Here is a 19,785-nt window from a genome sequence, read left to right as displayed (position 1 = left end):
ATAGTTGGGAAAGATGCGCGCCGGGATGGCGGCCGGCGGTTGGCGCCGGATCTTAGCGCCCCAGGCTGGGCCGTTTCGGATCGTAGCGCCAGCCGGGCACCAAAAATTGCATGGCGACGGCGTCGTCGCGCGCGCCGTGGGCGATTTTCTTGTACAGTTCGTGCGCCTTGTCGATCTGGTCCAGGTCCGGCTCGATGCCCAGGCCCGGCTTGTCGGGCACGGCCACGGCGCCGTGCTCGATGCGCAGCGGTTCGCGCGTCAGGCGCTCCGTGCCCTCCTGCCAGATCCAGTGCGTGTCGATGGCGGTGATGGCGCCCGGTGCCGCCGCCGCCGCGTGCGTGAACATGGCCAGCGAGATGTCGAAGTGGTTGTTCGAGTGCGAGCCCCACGTCATGCCCCATTCGTGGCACAGCTGCGCCAGCCGCACCGAGCCCTGCATGGTCCAGAAGTGCGGGTCGGCCAGCGGAATGTCGACCGCGCCCAGCAAGTGCGAGTGGGCCATCTGGCGCCAGTCCGTGGCCACCATGTTGGTGGCCGTGCGCACCCCGGTGGCGCGGCGGAACTCCGCCATCGTCTCGCGCCCGGAGTAGCCGTGCTCGGGGCCGCACGGGTCTTCGGCGTAGGACAGCAGATGGCCGAATTCCTTGCCGATGGCGATCGCCTGCGCCAGCGACCAGGCGCCGTTCGGATCGACCGTGACGTTGGCGTCGGGGCGGCGCTGCTTGATCGCGGCCAGCGCCAGCAACTCCTCCTCCGGCGCCATCACGCCGCCTTTGAGCTTGTAGTCGCGGAAGCCGTAGCGCTCGGTGGCGGCGTCGGCCAGGTCGGCGATGGCGGTCGGCGTGAGCGCCTCGCGCCCGCGCGCCGCGTACCACGAACCGGCCGGGCCGCCGGCATCGGCGTACGGCAGCGAGGTCATGCCGCTGTCGCCGATGTAGAACAGGTAGGCGAGCATCGGCACCGCGTCGCGCTGCCGGCCGTTGCCCAGCAGCTCGCAGACGGGCACGCCCAGGTGCTGGCCCAGCAGGTCGAGCAGGGCCGCCTCGACGGCGGTGATGACGTTTTCCAGCCGCAGGTTGATCTCGTGCGGCTGGCGCAGCAGCGCCGCCTCGGCGTCGGAGCTGACCTGGTGTTGCATCGCGCCGGGCTGGGCGCCGTGGCGCGCGCGCAAGCGGTTCAAGGTGCGCTGGTAGCGGCCGATTTCGCCGCCGACCACCAGCGGCACGGCGTCCTGCAATGCGCGCAGGATGCCGTCGCCGCCGGGCACCTCGCCGATGCCGGTGGTGCCGGCGTTGGTGGTCAGCAGCACCAGGTTGCGGGTGAAGAACGGGCCATGCGCGCCGCACAGGTTGAGCAGCATGCTGTCGCGGCCGGCCACTGGGATGACGCGCATCGCGGTGACGACGGGGGTGGTGGATACTGGATTGGTCATCGTCAGAATTTCATGCGCAGGCCCAGGCCGAAGGTGCGTCCGGCCTGGTAGTTGGTGTAGGGCGCGTTGGCGTACTGGAAGTAGGTGCGCTGCTTGGCATTGTTGACATTGCTGATGTCGGCGGTGATGGTGGGCCAGCCGTCCTTGTCCAGGATGCGGTCGAGGTCGAAGCTGGACGAAAAATCGAGCTGCTTGTACGTGTCCTGGAACAGCGCGGCGCTGGTCACGCCGTTCTGGTTGGCGCCGGTGGTCTGGAAGCCGTCCGAATAGGTGTGGGAGAAACGCACCATGTAGCCGTCGCGCTCGTAGTACACGGTCAGGTTGTTGCTCTTTTTCGGCACGCCGAGCGAGACGAAGCTGCTGGCGCCTTCGCCGCTGGCGCGCTGGTGCACGAAGGTCATGTTCTCGTTGATGCCGAAACCGCGGATCGGCAACCACTTGTCGAGCGGCTGCACCCAGCCCAGTTCCACGCCGTCGACGATCAGCTTGCCGCTGGAGTTGCGCGATTGCGCCATGATGGTGGTGGCCACGTCCGGGCCGCCGCGGGTGTCGATCGCCTGGCGCTGCAACGGCGTGATGGAGTCGTACGTCACGCCATACTTGGCCAGATCGCGGAACGGTGTGGTGAGGTTGTCGGTCACCGTGAAGCCGCCGATCTTCTTGTGGAAGTAGGTCGCGCTCATATAGCCTTCCTTGCCGGTGTACCACTCCAGGCCGAGGTCGAGGTTGTCCGAGATGTAGGGCGCCAGGTCGGGATTGCCGATGGTGCCGGTGTCGGCCGACGGCTGGAAGAACGAGATGCCGGGACGCATCTGGTCGGGATTGGCGCGCGTCATCGTGCGCGACAGCGAGCTGCGCACGATCAAGTCCTTGCTTAAGTCCAGCGCCACGCTCGCCGACGGCAGGGTGTTGTGGTAGGTCTTGTCGAGGTAGGTCCAGCGTATCAGGTCGGGATAGCGCGCGCCGCTCAGGGTGGCGGCGGTGTTGCGCGGATCGGCCGAGGTGTTGATCGAGCCGACCACCTGCTGCGTGCGCGCATAGCGCACGCCGCCGTTGTAGCGCACCGCGTAGCCCAGCAGTTCGGTCTTGCCGTTGCCTTCAACAAAGAAACCGGTGGTTTTTTCGCTGATGTAGCCCGAGTTGCTTTGCGGGACTTCTGTGGCTTGATAGGCGGCGTAGTTGCTATCCTTGGCGAATTTCTCCCAATCGAGCAGGACGAAGCCGTCCGGACCCGGGTGCAGGTAGGCCGACGGATTTGGTATCAACGAGCCGGTATACACCGCCGGGGCGGTGGCGCCGGCGGTGGCGCCGCTGCCGTAGGCCGGGTACAGCGCCGCCGCGCTGCCGGGTGCGACCGTGCCGGTGCACGCGGGCGAACCATTGGGCGCCGCCAGGTTCGGACTTGGATTGTTGCCGCACACGGCGTTCTGCCACAGTTGCGAATTGTCGTAGTTGGTGGTGCGGCGCTTGAAGGTGTCGTACGCGGCGCCGAGTTTCACGCTGAAGCCGGCATCGCCCCAGTTCAGGTCGGTACGCAAGCCGTTGGTGGCGATCGTGCGCGTGACGCTCTGGATGTTCACGCGGCCGCCGGTCCAGGCGAAATTGTCCGGGTTGTTCAGATCGACGCTGCTGGTCGCCACCGGACGCTCGCCGGTGTTGTCGTAGGTCATCGTGTTGCCGTTGCCCAGCGACGTGATCGGCAGCACGGTCGGGCTGGTGCTGCGGTTGCGCGACTTGTTGACGTTGGCCTGGGCGTTCCAGGTGAGTTTGTCGGTGAGCTTCCATTGCATGCCCGGGTTCAGGCTGCTGAGCGAGGCGTCGTCGTTATAGCGGCGGAACTCGAGGAAGTTCTGGGTGTTGGCGAAGGTGGCGCCGGTGACCACGCAGCCGGCCGCGCAGTCGGCGCGGTCGACCGTCATGTTGAGCGGAATGCCGGCGCTGTTGCGCACCACCCAGTTCATGTCGGCGCGGTCGTATTCGTTTTCCTTCTTGGTGTACATCGAATCGAGGTAGAACTGCAGCTCCCTGGTGGGGCGGTATTCGACGCTGACGATGCCGGTGCCGCGGTCTTTGGTGCCGGTCTCGGACATATTGCGCAGCAGGCGCGGGATCAGGGCGTTGTCGATCTGGCCGATGTTCAGGCCCGGGTTGTGGGCCAGCAGGAAAGCCTGGTCGACCACGGTGCCGGCCACCAGGCCGTTGCCGGCGCCGGCCGGCACGGTGGCGGGAATGGTCCAGTTGCCGCCGCCGGTGGCATTGCGGCCGGCGCCGGTGTTTTGCGCCGCCGACAGGTTGGGATTGGTCCAGCCGACCGTCTCGAAGCCCCGCGTGCCGATCTTGTTGTGGGCGCCGGACAGGCCGACCAGCACGCCGAAGGTGTCGCCGAAGGTCTGGCTGGCGATGACCGAGCCTTTGGAACCGGGCGACTTGGCGCCCGAGTTGTACTTGCCGTCGAGGCTGACGGCCACGTATTTGCCCGGATTGTCGAACGGCCGCGCGCTGCGCAGGTCGACCACGCCGGCGGCGCCGCCTTCCACCTGGCCGGCGGTCGGGCTCTTGCTGACGGTCAGCTTGGTGAACAGCTCGGTGGGCAGCATGTCGAGGTCGACTTCGCGGTTGAGGTTGCCGCCGCCGTCGGTGCGCCCGCCGGAGGCCGTCGCCACCGGCGCGCCGTTCAGCAGGGTCTGGGTGAAGCTCGGTCCCAGCCCGCGGATCTGGATGTTCAGGCCTTCGCCGGTGATTTCACGCGTGATCTGGATGCCGGGGATGCGCGCCAGCGAGTCGGCGATATTGGCATCGGGGAATTTGCCGATGTCCTCGGCGAACACGGCGTCCTGGAAGCCGGTCGATTTCTTCTTTTCGCGGGCCGAGGTTTGCAGGCTGGCGCGGTAGCCTTCGACCACCACCACCGCCGGTTCGGGCGCCTGGGCGGCGGCGGCCGGCGCCTCCTGCGCGTACGCTTGCGAGATCATCGCCGCCAGCGCGGTCAGCCCCAGCAGGAACGGGCGTCCCGGTGTCTTGTCATGCCATTGTGTATTTGCAGCCATTTTCATCTCCTGTATTTTTATCGAGGCCCATCGCCGGCCAACGCGCTCGCTTGTCATCAAAACACTAAAACACTAAAACATCAGTGCTGGTTATAAGCGCCGTTCGAGCCGCCAACGCACTGATTGCGCCGCGTGCGAGCTGTCATTAATCATTGCGGCATAGAAAATGATACGGAAAGCGGCGGCGCCGCCCCATGTCATTTGCGCGCGCAGCTATGCCAAAAATGCATGGCTCCCACGTCCACTACGCTCAGCCGGTCGTTTCCATCAGATAACTGGCATAGTTGACCCGGATTTGCGCCAGGTTGCTCAAGGTGCCCGACAAATGCGCGCGCACCGCCGCTTCCACGGCCTGGACGTCGCGCGCCGCCAGCGCCCGCACGATGTGTCGGTGTTCATCGATGACGCTTTGGGCCTTGCCCGGCATCGGCAGGTGCAGATTGCGCAGCCGGTCGAGATTGCCGCTGGCGCGCCGCACCATCTCCCACAACGGTTCGACCTTCGCCGCCGCGTACATGGTGCGGTGGAAGTCGTGATCCTTGAGCACGAACTCGTCGAAGTCGGCCAGCCGCAGCGCGTCGGCCTGCTGGCTCAGCTTGATGTCCAGGCGGGCGATCAGGCTGTCGTTGACGTCGCGCGCCAGCGTGCGCACCACCTCGATTTCTAGCGACTTGCGCAGGAAGTGCGCGCGCTGGGCCGAGGCGACGTCGATGGCGCGCACGACGGTGGCGTGCTGCGGGTAGATCGCCACCAGGCCTTCCTCCTCCAGTCGCAACAGGGCGTCGCGGATCGGGGTTTGCGACAGGTCGAAATGCTCCGCTAGCGCCGGCCGTGGCAGCGGGGTGGCCGGCTTGAGCGACAAATTGATGATGTGCAGGCGCAGGTAGTCGAATACCTGCGCCGACGCGCTGCGCGAACGATCGAGCACAAACGGTTGCGGCAATTGAAATTGGTCCATGTCTCTGATCAGTCGGCCGTTCGGCCTGTTCAAGGTATTACTTTAAAATAACATAAGAGCCGCGCCGCCGGTGCGGCCATACCAATCCGGCATGGCTGGGCGGCCTTTCTGCATACCTTGGCCATCGCGCCGCCGCTTAGGATGATGGACGCGTGATTTTATGCCAAGTTTAAAGCGAGGAGCGATGCCGATGGTGGACAGGCTGAAGGACAAAGTGGTGGTGGTGACGGGATCGACGCTGGGTATCGGCAAGGCGGTCGCCAAGCTGTTCCTGGCCGAAGGGGCGGCGGTGGTGCTCAACAGCCACCGCGACGATGCCGACGCTGCCGCCGTCATGGGCGAGCTGGCCGGTGAGCGGGCGCTGTATCTGCGCGCCGATATCTCCCGGCGCGACGAGGTCGAGGCGATGGTGGCCGAGATCCTGGCCCGCTACGGGCGCATCGACGCCATCGTCAACAATGCCGGCGTCAACGTCTTCACCGACCCGCTGGAGATGACGGCCGACGACTGGCGGCGCTGCTTCGCGGTCGACCTCGAAGGCGCGTGGAACGTGATCCGCGCCGCGCTGCCGTCGATGCTCGAGCGCGGCTACGGCAACATCGTCAACATCGCTTCGGTGCATGGCCACAAGATCATACCCGGATGCTTTCCCTATCCGGTCGCCAAGCACGCGCTGCTCGGGCTGACCAAGTCGCTGGGCATCGAATACGCCTCGCGCGGCATCCGCGTCAATTCCATCTCCCCCGGGTTGATCATGACCGAGAGCGCCGAGGCCTGGCTCGCGTCGTGTCCCGACCCGGCCGCCGAGCGCGCGCGCCAGGTCGACCTGCTGCCGGTGCGCCGCATCGGCGAGCCGCTGGAGGTGGCCTACACGGCGCTGTTCCTGGCCAGCGACGAGGCCCGCTTCATCAACGCCGCCGATATCCTGATCGACGGCGGCCGATCCCAGCTCTACAGCGAATGAGCGGCAGTTCAACAACAACCACAGATCGAGACGAAAAAAATATGAAAAGGATTTGCGCAATCAGCGCGGCGGTGGCCGCATTGTTCGTTCCCGCCACGGCGGCCTGGGCCGACATGCTGTTGAAGGTGGACGCCAGCGCGCCGGCCAGCGCGCCGCTGGAAGGCCATGTCAAGCAGGGCGCGGCGGTGTCGCCGTCGGGCGTGCGGCTCGGCATCAACAGCCGCTACCTGACGCGCGGCGGCCAGCCGTGGTATCCGGTCATGGGCGAGTTTCACTACACCCGCACGGCGGCGGCGCAATGGGAGCTGGAGTTGCGCAAGATGAAGGCGGCCGGCATCACGGTGGTGGCCACCTATATTTTCTGGAACCACCACGAGGAGCAGGAAGGCAAGTTCGACTGGAGTGGACGGCGCGACCTGCGCCATTTCCTCGAGCTGTGCAAGAAGGTTGGACTGGAGGCGCTGATCCGCGTCGGCCCGTGGGCGCACGGCGAGGTGCGCTTCGGCGGTGTGCCGGACTGGGTGGTCTACGCGATGCCCACGCGCGGCAACGATCCGCAGTATCTCGGCTATGTGGAGCGCTTGTACCAGCAGATCGGCAAGCAGGCCAAGGGTTTGCTGTGGAAGGATGGCGGGCCGGTGATCGGGGTCCAGCTGGAGAACGAGTATAACCTGCGCGGCCCCGGCCAGGGCGCCGAGCATATCAGCGCGCTGAAGAAGCTGGCGCTCAAGGCCGGCCTGGACGCGCCGCTGTACACGGTGACCGGCTGGGACGGCGCGGTCTACCCGTCCGGAGAAGTCACGCCCGTGTTCGGCGGCTATGTCGACGAGCCGTGGGGCGTGAGCACCGCCGAGCTGCCGCCGAAGGAAACGCACGCGTTCCGCTTCGACACCCGCGTCAGCGGCGACCTCGGCGCGCAGACCGTGGCGCACGGCGTCGGCACCGCCGACGAGGAAATCGACAAGGTGCCGTTCTTCGGCGCCGAGTACGGGCCGGGCGTGCCATTCATGTACCGCCGGCGCCCGGTGGTGTCGGCCGCCGACATCGCCTCGATGATCCCGACGCAGATCGGTTCCGGCGTCAACCTGCTCGGCTACTATATGTTCCACGGCGGCCGCAACCCGGAAGGGCGCACCTGGCTGCAGGAGAGCACCGGCAGTGGCGCCTACAACGACCTGACCTTGATCAACTACGACTTCCAGGCGCCGCTCGGACCGGACGGACAGCAGCGGCCGGTGCTGGCCAGCCTGCGGCCGTACCACTGGTTCCTGCAAGAGTTCGGCGCGCGGCTGGCGCCGATGACCGTGCGTCGGCCGGCGGTGGTGCCGAGCGGCCCCGGCGACCTCAAAACGCCGCGCTTCGCCCTGCGCAGCCAGGGCGACAGCGGCTTCGTCTTCGTCAACAACCACGTGCGCCAGTACACGATGGCCAAGCATGAAGGCGTGCGCTTCGAGGTGGCCTTGGCCGACCGCAAGCTGGTGTTCCCCAGCACCCCGGTCACCATCGCCGACGGCGATTACTTCGTCTGGCCGTTCAACCTGGACCTCGACGGCGTGCTGCTGCGCCACGCCACGGCGCAGCCGTTGGCGCGCATCGACCAGGGCGCGCAGGGCGTGCTGTACGTGTTCGCCGCGCACCAGCGGATACCGGTCGAGCTGGCCTTCGACGCGGCGCTGGCGCCGCAGCTGAAGGCGGCCGGCGCCAACGCCGTTGCGCGGGACGGCGCGCTGGTCGTTTCGGGGGGGACGCCCGGCACGGCCGAGGCGATCACCATCGCGCGGCCGCAAGGCGGGCCGGTGCGCGTGGTGGTGCTCACCGCGAAGCAGGCGGAGCAGTTGACGATCGCCGACGTCGCCGGCAAGCGCCGCCTGCTGCTCAGCGAGCAGCAGGTGGTGACGTCGGCCGGCGAATTGCAGTTGCGCTCGGTAGGCAAGTCCGGCTTTCGGGTCGGCGTGTTCCCGGCGCTGGCCAAGGCGCCGACGGCGGCCGGCGCCCGCGTGGGCGAGGCGGCCGACGGCGTGTTCCAGCGTTTCGAGGTGACGCTGCCGGCGCGCGAGTTGTCGGCGACGGTGACGCCGGTGCGCGAGGCGGGCGTGGCGCCGCCGGTGATGAAGGGCGGGCTGGCCAACGCCGCGCTCGAGCCGATTCCGGAGGCGTTCAAGGCCGCCGCCGCGTGGAAGGTGGCGGTGCCGCGCGCGCAGTTGCAGGGGCTGGACGACGCGCTGCTCAATATCGATTTCGTCGGCGATATCGGCAGGTTGTACTCGGGCGTGCAGATGCTCGACGATTGGTACTACAGCGGCTACGGCTGGCAATTCGGCCTGCGCCAGGTGGAGGCGCGGCTGGACCAGCCGTTGACTGTCTCGGTGTTGCCGCTGCGCGCGGACGCGCCGGTGTACATCCCCAAGGAGGCGCGGCCGGACTTCCAGGGCAAGGGCCAGGTGGCGGAATTGCGCAAGGTAAGCGTCACCCCGGTCTACCTGCTGAAGCTGAAGTTGTGACACCCCGTAGGTCGGATTAGCCGGCACGGCGTAATCCGACAGGAGCCGCCGCCGGCTCCCGGCGGATTACGCCCGGTTAATCCGCCGTCTGTGTCTCCTCGCGTGCCAGTCGAATCCGATATGCCAAATGGTCAAAATTGTTTAGCTGCCGCCCGGTAGAAACTTTACGATTTAAGCAATGCGCATCGCCGCGCGTCCGGCGCGACCTACCCACCGTAGGCCGGCCGCGCCGCGTACGCATGTGCGTCCGTAACACCGGGCGCATTCGACGTGGACCGGTCCGGTCCACTTTTTTTGACCATCAAGGAGACAAAAATGACTATCAAGTCGAGGTCGATCACGCGCGGCACCGCCGCCCTATGCCTGGCCATGCTGTACGGTATGGCGCCGGCGCACGCCGCGCCGAAAACCATCCAGAACGACGTGTTTTGGAAGGATACCAGCAACAATCCGATCTACTCGCAGGGCGGCGGCATCCTCAAGGTCGGCTCGACCTATTACTGGTATGGCGCCAAGTACGACGGCGCCGTCACCTACGCGGCCAATCCGGCCAGCAAGAACAGCAATACCGCCTTCAACGCCGTCACCGTGTATTCGTCGACCGACCTGGCCACCTGGAAGTTCGAGGGCAACGCGCTGTCGGCGGCGGCCGGCACCACCTTCGATCCGTCGATCTGGCTGGGGCGGCTCGGCGTGGTCTACAACAGCAACACCAACAAGTACGTGTTGCTGACGCAATACGGATCGTCGACCTTGTCCGGCGTGCTGTTCGCCACCAGCGACACGCCGGTCGGTCCGTTCACCTACGACCACGTGCAGACCTACATCACCAACGTCAGCAGCAACGGCACCGGCGACCAGACCATCTTCACCGACACCGACGGCGCCTCCTACCTGATCTTCAGCAATTCGGGCGGGCGCCAGCGCTCGTACGTGGCGCAGATCCGCGCCTCCGATTCGCTCAACATCGAGCCGGCCACCAACGTGTTCCTCAACAGCGTGGGCCGCGAAGGCAATGCCATGTTCAAGAACAACGGCACCTATTACTTCTGTGCGTCGGACCTGCATGGCTGGAACGCCTCCCAGACCTACTGCCGCTCGGCCAACGCCATCAACGGTCCCTACACGGCTGAATTCGTCATGTCGGGCTCGGAGGCCGATTTCTCGCACGTCACGCAAACCGGTTTCTTCGTCCAGGTCAACGGCAGCGCCGCCACCACCGTGCTGTACGCGGGCGACCGCTGGAGCGATTTCGCCGGCAACGGCATCGGCTACAACCAATGGATGCCGATTTCGTTCAGCGGCACCACACCCAGGCTGAATTCGCTCAGCCAGTTCAGCCTGGACGCCGCCACCGGCGCCTGGAGCGTCGGCGCCGGCAACAACTACAGCCTCAATCCCGGCTTCGAGGCCGACCGCGTGCCGCAGACCGCGCTGGCGGGCTGGGTCAACTGGACCAACCTGACCGACGCCAATCCGAACAGCAACGTGCTGGGCGGGCATACCGGGCGTTGGGCCGCGCAGCACAAGCACACCGCCGCCTACAGCGCCAGCCGTTACCAGAACCTGTCCGGTTTGCCCGACGGGACCTACACCTTGAAGGCGTGGGTGAAGAGCAGCGGCGGCCAGAGCACCGCGCAGGTGTACGTGAAAAACTACGGCGGCGCCGAGATCGACTACAGCGTCAACACGCCGATCGCCAGCTGGACCCAGATCACCATCCCGAACATCGCGGTGACCAACGGCAAGGCGACCCTGGGGATTTACTCGGTGGCCAACGCCAACAACTGGCTGCTGGTCGACGACGTCAGCTTCGTCAAGAACTAGCGGTTCACGGCGCCGGCGGCACGCTGCGCCGGCGCGCGCGGCTCGGGTAGTATTCCACCGCGACCTCGCGCAGCGCGGTCAGCATGGCCGAGGCCACCGGCGAGAGCTGGTGGCCTTTGCGCGTGATGATGCCGTACACGTCCATGCGCAGGCGCAGGTCGATCGGCACGGCCACCAGCAGGCCGACGTCGATGTAGCTCTGGATCAGCGCCTCGGGCAGCGCCACCACCATGTCCGTGGTCATCAGCAGCGAGGCCACCAGCGGCGGCGACAGCGTTTCCACCGTTTCCATCGGCGGCTCCAGGCCCTCGGACAGGAACAGGGCGGTCAGGCGGTCGCGCAGGATGCTGCCCGACGGCGGCACGATCCACGATTGTTCGGCCAGTTCGGCCAGGCCCAGGTCGGCGCGCTCGGCCAGCGGATGGCCGGCCCGCACGATCAGGCGGTGGTCCTCGTCGGTGATCGGCTCGAAGTCCAGCACGGCGGCGCTCTCGGCGTCGAGGATGCGTCCGACCACGAGGTCGAGCTGGCCGTTGCGCAGGCGCTCGACCATCGATTTGCTGGTGTTCAGGTCGACCGACACATGCACCCGCGCGTAACGCGACTTGAGCAGCTTGATCGCCTTGGGCAGCAGGCCGGTGGCCGGCGTCAGCACGCTGCCGATGTCGACCTTGCCGCGCAGGCCGGAGATCAGCTCGGAGATTTCCTGGTGGGCGGCGGTCATCTCGGCCAGCGCGATGCCGGCGCGCCGTATCAGCACCTGGCCGTACCAGGTCGGTGTGACGCCGCGCGCCTGGCGCTCGAACAGTTGGATGCCGAGCAGGTGTTCAAGCTCGCCAATTAACTTGGAAGCGCCGGGCTGGGTCAGGTTGGACGCCTGCGCCGCCTGCGCGATCGAGCCGTTGCGGCCCAGTTCCACCAAAAGCACCATATGGCGCATCTTCAGATGCGCGCGCACGAAACGGTCAGCCTGGAAAGTATTCATGTGATCCTAAACGCCTTATTACTCAATGATATGGTTATAAATATGCCCGGTCAATCGTTTACCCCCATCGCCGCGCTCATGTTGATGACGCATATGAATTTGGTATGCCGCCAGCGCGCACGGGCATATCTGCCGCGCGGACGTGGCCATATCATGGCTGAACGTGCGCGGGTGGGCACGGTTGGTTATCCTGGGAGCCGTACATTGGAGGGACTGGTCATTTCTTGCGGCGGCAGCGAAGCGCGTTTGTTTCCCCTGCTGGGCGGCGCGGTCGGACACTGGCGCTGGAACGGTATCGACATCCTGCGGCCGGCGTCTCCTGGCGTCGGCGCCGGCGCCGGCGCCGAGGCGATGGCGGGTTTTCCGCTGCTGCCGTACGCCGGGTTCCTCGGCAACGCCGAGCTGCCCGGATTTGGCCGCCTGGCGCCCGGCGCGGCGCCGGCGCGCCCCGGCCTGGACGGCATCGGCTGGCAGCGGCCGTGGGCGGTGACGGCGGCCGCGGCGGACAGCGTCGAACTGATGCTGCGCCACGGTGCGGATCGCCACTGGCCGTTCGACTTCCTCGCCGTCATGCGGTTCAGCCTGGCGTCCGACACGCTGTCCACCACGCTGGCGCTGACCAACCTCGATGCCAGGCCGATGCCGGCGGGGGCCGGCTTTTATAGCGTCTTTCCGATCGACGCCTTTACGCGGTTCGACAGCGATTGGCGCGGCGTGTGGGAACTCGGCGACGATCCGCTGCCGGCGCGGTATCACCCGGTCGTCAGACCGGCGCCGCGGCTGGCGCTCGGCTGGGGCGTCAACAGCTGTTTCACCGGATGGCGCAGGGCGGCCAGCCTGGCATACGCGTCCCATCGCGTCACCGTCCGTGCCGGCTCGGGCTGTCACTACTTGCAGTGCCGCCAGTCGGGCCCCGCGCATCCCGAAATCGTGCTGGCGCCGGTCAGCCACGCGCCCAACGCCCATCAAATGCGGGTTCCAGCCAACCATGGTCTGCGCCAGCTGGACACCGGTATGCGTTTCATCGTTTCAATGAGCATCAACGTGGAGGCGTTCACGTAAAAAAGCGGAATAGTGTCGCCACTATTGCGCAAACCCCCGGGGGCACTGGAGCACGCTCCGAACAGGAACGTGTAGCCGGATCGTACCCCCTCCCGCCGGCGCCAGCCATGTCATCCGGCGCGCCCGGCATACCAAAAAAAATATCTCATCAATCAGGAGCACATCACATGCATCACAGTCATGAACGGATCGAGGCCGGCCACCAGGCGGCGCCGGCGATTCCGCCCGCCAGCACCCACACACTATGGCTCGCGGCCGCCGTGTCCGCGCTCGGCGGCCTGTTGTTCGGCTACGACTGGGTCGTCATCGGCGGCGCCAAGCCCTTTTATGAAGCTTATTTCGGTCTGGTCGAGCCAAGCCGGCAAGCGTGGGCGATGAGCTGCGCACTGATCGGCTGCCTGGCCGGCGCCGTCGCCTCGGGGGTGATCAGCGAGCGGCTCGGCCGGCGCGGCGGGCTGCTGGTGGCTGCTGCCATTTTCGCCGGTTCCGCCGTCGGCACCGCTTGGGCCGCCAGCGTCGATGCCTTCGTGCTATGGCGTATCGTCGGCGGCGTGGCGATCGGCTTGGCGTCCGGCCTGTCGCCGATGTACATCGCCGAGATCGCGCCGGCCTCGATCCGCGGCCGCATGGTGTGCCTGAACCAGATCGCCATCGTGGCCGGCATCCTCGGTGCGCAGATCGTCAACTGGCTCATCGCCGAGCCGGTGGCGGCCGGCGCCACCGGCGCGCAGATCGCCGCCTCGTGGAACGGCACAACCGGCTGGCGCTGGATGTTCGCCGCCGCCGGCGTGCCGGCCGTCGCCTTCATTGTCGGCGCGTTGCTGATCCCCGAAAGCCCGCGTTGGCTGGCGGGGCGCGGCGACTGGGACGGCGCGCAACGAGCGTTGCGGCGCCTCGGCGGTGTCGCCTACGCCGAGCGCGCGCTGCACGCGATCCGCGCCTCGCTGCAGGCGTCGACCGGACGCGGCCTGCGCGAGGTGCTCGCCGAGCCGCGTTTCGTGCGCGTGCTGGCCATCGGCGTGGTGCTGGCGGTGCTGCAGCAGTGGTGCGGCATCAACGTCATCTTCAATTACGCCCAGGAGATCTTCGCCTCGGCCGGCTATGCGGTGTCGGACACCCTGTTCAACATTGTCATCACCGGCGTCGTCAATTGCGTGTTCACCCTGGTCGCGCTCGGCACGGTAGAGCGCTGGGGCCGCCGCCGCCTGATGCTGTTGGGCTGCGCCGGCCTGGCGCTGATCTACCTGTTGCTGGGCGGCTGCTACCTGGCCGGATGGCAGGGCTGGCCGTTGTTGCTGCTGGTCGTGCTGGCCATTGCCTGCTATGCCATGACGATCGCCCCGGTGACGTGGGTGGCGCTGTCGGAGATCTTCCCCAACGAGGCGCGCGGCGCCTGCATGGCGGTCGCCACCACGGCGCTGTGGGCCGCGTGCTTCCTGCTGACCTACACCTTCCCGCTAATTAACAGCGCGATGGGCACGGGCATGACGTTCTGGGTGTATGGCGCGATTTGCGCGGCCGGCTATGTGTTCATCTTCCGCTGCCTGCCGGAGACCAGCGGCAAAAGCCTGGAGGAGATCGAGAAGGCCTGGCGCTGAAGGGCGCGCCGTCAGCGCCGCGGCCCGGCGGGCGCGGCGTCGTCGAAGGGCGTGTCGGCGCGCCCGGTGGCGCCATCCGGCGAGGCGGCCCGAAAGCCGCCCCGGGCGCCGGTAAGCAGCAGCGTATCGAGCGCGGCGCCGCCGAAGGCCATGCTGGCCGGCGTCGGATCCGGCAGCGCGATGGCGCACAGTCGCGTACCGTCGGGGCTATGGCGCGCAAGCGTCCCCTGGGCGCCGCCGGCGCCCTGTGCGATCCAGACGCAGCCTTGCTGGTCGACCAGCGCGTCATGAACGGCGGCGCGTGGCTGCGCGGCCGCGGCGAAGGGACGCAACCTGCCCACGCTGGCCAGCTCCGAGTCATAGTCCGCCGCGTGCAGCACGCCGTGGGCGGCGTCGGCGAAATAGAGTGTGCGCCCGTCCGCGCTGAAGCAGATGGCGCTAGCCGAAACCACTGTGGGCAGCGCCAGCCGGCGCACGCCATGGTCGGCCGAGTACTGGTAGAAACTGCCGATCGGACGCTGATCGGCGCCGATATTGCGTGTACCAAAAACAAAACGCCCGCTGCGGTCGGTGCGGCCGTCACCGATAGCCGTGCGCGGCTCGGCGGCGTCGACCACGCATAACACCGTCGCCGCAGGTTCGTCCGCCTTGCCACGTGTGACGCTCAACGGCCTGGTCAGGGCGCACAGTTTCTTGGCGAAGCCCAGCAGCAGGGCGCCGCTCGCGCAAGTGGCGAGCGTGCGCACGCTGTCGGGGAAGCGGCGCCGCACCGGAGCGCCGGCATTGCCGCCCAGGTAGTACAGACTGGCGCTTTGCGGCTGGGACCACCACCAGCCTTGGCGCTCCGCGTCCCAGCGCAATCCGTGGCCTTTTGTCGGGAGGGGCAATGCCGTTTTCCCTGCGGTACAGTCGTCGGTCTGTTGTTGCAAGATCGCGCCTCCAAGAAAGTGATGCAGCCGACGATAGCCTGCTTCCGAGGAGGCCTGCAATGTTATTTGATGGGCCGTCCATACGAAATTGGGATAGGGTATGGCATGGCGCGGCGTCCGCTATGCGAAGTTCATTCCGGCTTGGTTTGGCTGCGACGGGAGGCGTGACTTGCGTTAGCCAAAAGGCGCTTGGCCCAAGTCGGGTGCGACCGCGATCAGGTTGCAGTTGGCGATGATCTCGTTCCACGTACCGCCGCTTCGAGAGCAATCAATCGCCATAGTTCCACCCGCCCGCACCGTCCCAGTACCCTGTGGCCCTCGCTTACTCGGTCTTGACACCAACGCCGTCAACGGGCGCGGCGTATACGAACGTTTCATGATTTCCCCGGTTATTTGATAACAACGCCGGCGCACCTGTCTGGTGAAGGAGAACGAAGCACGGAGTCATGCCGCAAGGCGGTTAGGCACTTGCGGCATGAAGTTGGAACAAACTTCACGTACTAATAACAGCCTTCGTCTAAAGCGACAGCATCGGCCTGTCCGGCGGAGATACTGTCGATCCTGGACTGATCGAAAGTGAACCTGAAGGCGTAAAGTTTATCAGGAGAGACGATCGTGACTTGCTTCTGCTCCGGTGCGCCGTTCTGTTGTTGCAGCACTGCCTCATGATAGCGCAGCTTTAGAGCATTAAAGTCATCACCAATTCCTAGTCCACTTGATGTTCGGAATAGCGGCTGGGTGACGTCAATACGGACGAGATGATCTTTTTTGAACATCAGCGTCATGCCTGGATGTTTGACGGGCGAGACGTGATAGCAGTCGGATGACGCTCGAAGTTTTGATGCGACGGGGAAAACTTCATTTGGCAGTAGTTTGGACACCTCGCTAAAGCTTTGACCAACTTTAAGATCGCCTAAGCCATCAAACCGAATCTGATCGGCGGGGGACGGATTAGCGAAACAGATCGTCGCTGCAACCATCGATGTACCGAATATCAAATGTTTAATAACCATTTTTTTCCTCAATCCCTGAATGTGCTCCAGTGCACGTGGTTATTCATCGTAGGCAAGTCAGCGGATCGATGCCAGGCTTCCCCGGGCTCGGACCGCGCCCAGTTGCCTCCTGGGCCTTCAACGTAGCGGATGTTCGGATTAGCCAGGGCTTGGGCTTAGCTGCAAGCCCAGATCTCGGCCCGCGCCCGAAATCGACTGACCGTTCACCTGATAAATGTCTACCGCATTGCCTACGTAATGATCTGAATTAGTGGTGTGCACGCCGTTAGTGGTCGACGTTACGTTTACAAACTGAATATTTTCCGGCGTCGCCGTTAGAATGTCCGCTGTAACTTGGGCGAGATTGGAGGTAACAGCCTGATCGCCATTTTTCCCGTCAGAGGTAGTGCCTCCAAAATAGACGTTAACGAAAGAGCCGCTGTCGCGCTCGTTAGAGCCGGCCAGATGAACTTGCGCAAGCGAAGTTTCAACGCCAGCATTGAAGCCGTCGCTGACGGCGTTGCTGCCGGCCCAATCAATGCCGCCGTCCGGGTTCCAATACCCGTAGTCCGACGAATATGAATCATAGCCGCCTCCACAGTCACCACCATTATTATCCTCCCACAAATTGGTCTGGACAATACCGGAGGATTTCATTGCTTGTGAATAAGTAATATGATTTGTCGAAACGTTACTAATTATATTTAATATATCCTGCACATCAGCAGTATGTCCGATTGTCATCGCAGTAGCGGGCTCAATATTTATAATGTGTTCGACAGGCAGAACAGCAGGATGGGCACGGCAAGGTTGTCATCGAAAATCATTTTCCGTCCTTTAGTTAATTATGGGAAAAGTTCCCGCAACTTCGACCAAGGACATAGGCACGAGTTCACATAAAATTACGGAACTCACAATTTGTTACAATCACACCCGGGATTTGTGAGGGTCTGACTAAACGGTGCGACTTTGCACGGTTGTTTCCAAAGCCGTGCTTAAATTGATTGACCCGTCACTGTGCTTGCCAGTCGCGCTCGGCACGGTGGAACGCTGGGGCCGCCGCCGCCTGATGCTGTTGGGCTGCGCCAGCCTGGCGCTGATCTACCTGTTGCTGGGCGGCTGCTACCTAGCCGGATGGCAGAGCTGGCCGTTGTTGCTGCTGGTCGTGCTGGCCATTGCCTGCTATGCCATGACGATCGCCCCGGTGACGTGGGTGGCGCTATCGGAGATCTTCCCCAACGAGGCGCGCGGCGCCTGCATGGCGGTCGCCACCACGGCGCTGTGGGCCGCGTGCTTCCTGCTGACCTACACCTTCCCGCTAATTAACAGCGCGATGGGCACGGGCATGACGTTCTGGGTGTATGGCGCGATTTGCGCGGCTGGCTATGTTTTCATCTTCCGCTGCCTGCCGGAGACCAGCGGCAAAAGCCTTGAGGAAATCGAGAAGGCCTGGCGCTGAATTGTCCGCCGTCAGCGCCGCGGCCCGGCGAGCGCGGCGTCGTCGAAGGGCGTGTCGGCGCGCCCGGTGGCGCCACCTTGGCGCTCCGCGTCCCAGCGCAATCCGTGGCCTGTTGTCGGAAGGGGCAATGCCGTTTTTCCTGCGGTACAGTCGTCGGTCTGTTGTTGCAAGATCGCGCCTCCAAGAAAGTGATGCAGCCGACGATAGCCTGCTTCCGAGGAGGCCTGCAATGTTATTTGATGGGCCGTCCATACGAAATTGGGATAGGGCATGGCATGGCATGGCGCGGCGTCCGCTATGCGAAGTTCATTCCGGCTTGGTTTGGCTGCGACGGGAGGCGTGCTTTACGTTAGCCAAAAGGCGCTTGGCTAGCACGCATAGTTTGATGGTATTTTTGATGGTTGCGGGTTCCCCGGCGCCGTTAAATTGCCAATGAAATCAATCCGTTGCAGGTTTGGTTAATCATCGAGTGGCATAGGATCACGAGCTGAAGGGCGCTGTTGGCGGTCTAATGCTTGGTGAGCTCAGCGCTGAAATGCTGCGCGAGTTGTGCGATCGTATTGTTGGTCGTGGCGCTCCTGCTGTCGCCGTGAGCGCTATACCCCTCACGGCCGGTTTCGGTCTGTAGGCTTTTGCCGCTCAGTTGGTGATGGCGAACAATTCCAGCCGCAGTTCCGGGATGGTGCTCGGCGCAAAAATAGCTATCGCCTGGGTCTTTGTCAGCGCCTCGTAAAGCTCGCCACGGCTATCAATCGCGAAATAATAGGCGTTCGGGCGTACCGGCACCTCCATCGGCACCTGGGCCAAGTGCACTAGCTGCAACCCGGGTAGCGCGCTGCGTATCAGCGCGTCGATGTCGTTCGGCGAGGCGACCTTGAGTTGGCGCGGCACCTCCGAGACCAGATTGAGCGCAGGCATATTGGCGCTGACGGCGAGGTACAGTCCAGCCTTCCGGTCCATCAGTGCCGAGTCAATTTTCCCGTGGTGATACTGGCCTCGCTCCTTGTCCACGGTGAGCGGAATGACGACGTATCGTGAGGACATCACCGTATCGAGCAACTCGCGGATGATGGCATCGAGCGCATCGAATCCGGGCGCCGGATTGTCGTGGTCGTAACCGGGCAAATCGGCAACCACATACTTGCGGGAAAACGCCATCAGACCGCCGGCGAGCACCGTCAGTTTCTCGAACAGGTACTCTGGATGACAGTGGCCGGATTTGGCGGAATGCGCAAGTGAGGCGTTCGCCGCGCTCACCGTATTGAGCATCCAGAACGAGGAGACGTCGCCGCTGTGGGCTTCGACGGCGTGCCCCCTCGGCTGCCGTTGCAAACGGTACAGCGCCTCCGCTTTCGCGGCCAACTTTCCAAGCAAGCCCCGCAGCATATTTTGCATGGCCGGGTCGGCGTCGATCGACAGGCTGGGCGCCATGAACGTCGGGTCGATTTCAAAGGTACTGTCCGCCTTGCGGCGCACCTTGACGACCGGGATGCAATCGTAGGCGTCGCGGACGTCGAGATGCGAGAACAGCCGCAGCGTTTTTCTCATGTAGGAAACATTGGAGTTCAATGCATCGGTATAAAGGTCGGGCGTCTCCGCAACGAACGGCACGTAGCGGGTATCGTCGCGCTGTGCAAGGCCATTCGACAAGTTGCCACCGTGCGCCTTGACGACCGGCAGCGCCGCGTAAAAGACGAAGCTCTGCTCGTCGGATGGCAGCTTGCTTAAATCTATCGCCAGGGGCAACTCGTCGGACAGCGGCGCCTGGTAGATTTCACCGTCCTTGAAAATCAGCGTCAGTGCCTTGGCATACAACGAGTTGCTGCCGACGCCCTCAATGCTCCACCGTGCCAGCTGGACGCCCCAGGCGAACGGACTGATGGCGGCAGCGATGTGCCGTAGCCGGGACTCGTGGTAAAGGTCCAACTGCTGGAAGTGCTGCGCATCGAGCGTGAGGCCCTCCGCCCACAATACTTTTAATGAGATGGTCATCGTCTTCTCCGTCGGCTTGCGTTGCTCATCGACCGAGTT

At 64.7% G+C, this 19,785-nt stretch carries 15 protein-coding genes; 6 read left to right on the top strand and 9 right to left on the bottom strand.

From position 1 onward, the window contains the following. Window positions 1-52: 52 nt before the first annotated feature. From BMX85_RS00975 to BMX85_RS00965, 3 genes are all read right to left on the bottom strand, one after another. Window positions 53-1,432 carry an enolase C-terminal domain-like protein gene (locus BMX85_RS00975; RefSeq protein WP_090313770.1) on the bottom strand — a complete coding sequence of 460 codons (1,380 nt, stop codon included), beginning with the start codon at window positions 1,430-1,432 and terminating at the stop codon, window positions 53-55. Between the two features lie 2 nt (window positions 1,433-1,434). Next, window positions 1,435-4,479 (bottom strand): TonB-dependent receptor, encoded by a 3,045-nt coding sequence (locus BMX85_RS00970; RefSeq protein ID WP_090315115.1) that lies wholly within the window; start codon window positions 4,477-4,479, stop codon window positions 1,435-1,437. A gap of 250 nt (window positions 4,480-4,729) precedes the next feature. Continuing rightward, entirely contained in the window at window positions 4,730-5,437 is a 708-nt protein-coding gene (locus tag BMX85_RS00965; RefSeq protein WP_090313768.1) for a GntR family transcriptional regulator, read from the bottom strand. Between the two features lie 190 nt (window positions 5,438-5,627). Between BMX85_RS00965 and BMX85_RS00960 the strand changes: the two genes are divergently transcribed. From BMX85_RS00960 to BMX85_RS00950, 3 genes are all read left to right on the top strand, one after another. Then, window positions 5,628-6,401 (top strand): SDR family oxidoreductase, encoded by a 774-nt coding sequence (locus BMX85_RS00960; protein WP_090315113.1) that lies wholly within the window; start codon window positions 5,628-5,630, stop codon window positions 6,399-6,401. A 41-nt stretch (window positions 6,402-6,442) separates the two neighbouring features. Beyond that, complete coding sequence (locus tag BMX85_RS00955; RefSeq protein WP_090313766.1) at window positions 6,443-8,902, top strand: beta-galactosidase; 2,460 nt, start codon at window positions 6,443-6,445, stop codon at window positions 8,900-8,902. Between the two features lie 315 nt (window positions 8,903-9,217). Beyond that, on the top strand, window positions 9,218-10,729 hold the full coding sequence (locus BMX85_RS00950; protein WP_090315109.1) for a family 43 glycosylhydrolase: 1,512 nt from the start codon (window positions 9,218-9,220) through the stop codon (window positions 10,727-10,729). A gap of 4 nt (window positions 10,730-10,733) precedes the next feature. On the opposite strand, the gene BMX85_RS00945 is transcribed toward BMX85_RS00950, so the two are convergent. Then, entirely contained in the window at window positions 10,734-11,714 is a 981-nt protein-coding gene (locus BMX85_RS00945) for a LysR substrate-binding domain-containing protein (RefSeq protein WP_090313764.1), read from the bottom strand. Window positions 11,715-11,960: 246 nt separating this feature from the next. Here BMX85_RS00945 and BMX85_RS00940 point away from each other — a divergent pair, with 246 nt between their 5' ends. Continuing rightward, complete coding sequence (locus BMX85_RS00940) at window positions 11,961-12,776, top strand: aldose epimerase family protein (RefSeq protein WP_177196619.1); 816 nt, start codon at window positions 11,961-11,963, stop codon at window positions 12,774-12,776. 167 nt (window positions 12,777-12,943) lie between these two features. Next, window positions 12,944-14,374: a sugar porter family MFS transporter gene (locus BMX85_RS00935; protein ID WP_090313761.1), complete on the top strand. Its 1,431-nt coding sequence runs from the start codon at window positions 12,944-12,946 to the stop codon at window positions 14,372-14,374. A gap of 11 nt (window positions 14,375-14,385) precedes the next feature. Here BMX85_RS00935 and BMX85_RS00930 read toward each other — a convergent pair whose 3' ends face one another. The 3 genes from BMX85_RS00930 to BMX85_RS29900 all read right to left on the bottom strand — a co-directional run bounded on the left by BMX85_RS00930 (window position 14,386) and on the right by BMX85_RS29900 (window position 17,039). After that, window positions 14,386-15,261: an SMP-30/gluconolactonase/LRE family protein gene (locus BMX85_RS00930; RefSeq protein WP_177196618.1), complete on the bottom strand. Its 876-nt coding sequence runs from the start codon at window positions 15,259-15,261 to the stop codon at window positions 14,386-14,388. Between the two features lie 542 nt (window positions 15,262-15,803). Beyond that, window positions 15,804-16,316 (bottom strand): hypothetical protein, encoded by a 513-nt coding sequence (locus tag BMX85_RS29905; protein WP_143067870.1) that lies wholly within the window; start codon window positions 16,314-16,316, stop codon window positions 15,804-15,806. Window positions 16,317-16,454: 138 nt separating this feature from the next. Continuing rightward, window positions 16,455-17,039 carry a hypothetical protein gene (locus tag BMX85_RS29900; protein WP_143067869.1) on the bottom strand — a complete coding sequence of 195 codons (585 nt, stop codon included), beginning with the start codon at window positions 17,037-17,039 and terminating at the stop codon, window positions 16,455-16,457. Window positions 17,040-17,316: 277 nt separating this feature from the next. Between BMX85_RS29900 and BMX85_RS00920 the strand changes: the two genes are divergently transcribed. Then, complete coding sequence (locus BMX85_RS00920) at window positions 17,317-17,754, top strand: MFS transporter (RefSeq protein WP_229210222.1); 438 nt, start codon at window positions 17,317-17,319, stop codon at window positions 17,752-17,754. Between the two features lie 11 nt (window positions 17,755-17,765). Here the strand turns inward: BMX85_RS00920 and BMX85_RS29895 are convergent, their stop codons facing one another. Together BMX85_RS29895 and tssK are read right to left on the bottom strand one after the other, a co-directional pair. Next, entirely contained in the window at window positions 17,766-18,026 is a 261-nt protein-coding gene (locus BMX85_RS29895; RefSeq protein ID WP_143067868.1) for a hypothetical protein, read from the bottom strand. 367 nt (window positions 18,027-18,393) lie between these two features. After that, window positions 18,394-19,746, bottom strand: coding sequence for a type VI secretion system baseplate subunit TssK (gene tssK / locus BMX85_RS00915; RefSeq protein ID WP_090315107.1), 1,353 nt, complete (start codon window positions 19,744-19,746; stop codon window positions 18,394-18,396). Window positions 19,747-19,785: the final 39 nt, after the last annotated feature.

It is taken from the genome of Duganella sp. CF517 (assembly GCF_900110275.1).
GTDB lineage: Bacteria > Pseudomonadota > Gammaproteobacteria > Burkholderiales > Burkholderiaceae_D > Rugamonas.
This window is presented reverse-complemented; position numbering and strand designations above follow the sequence as displayed.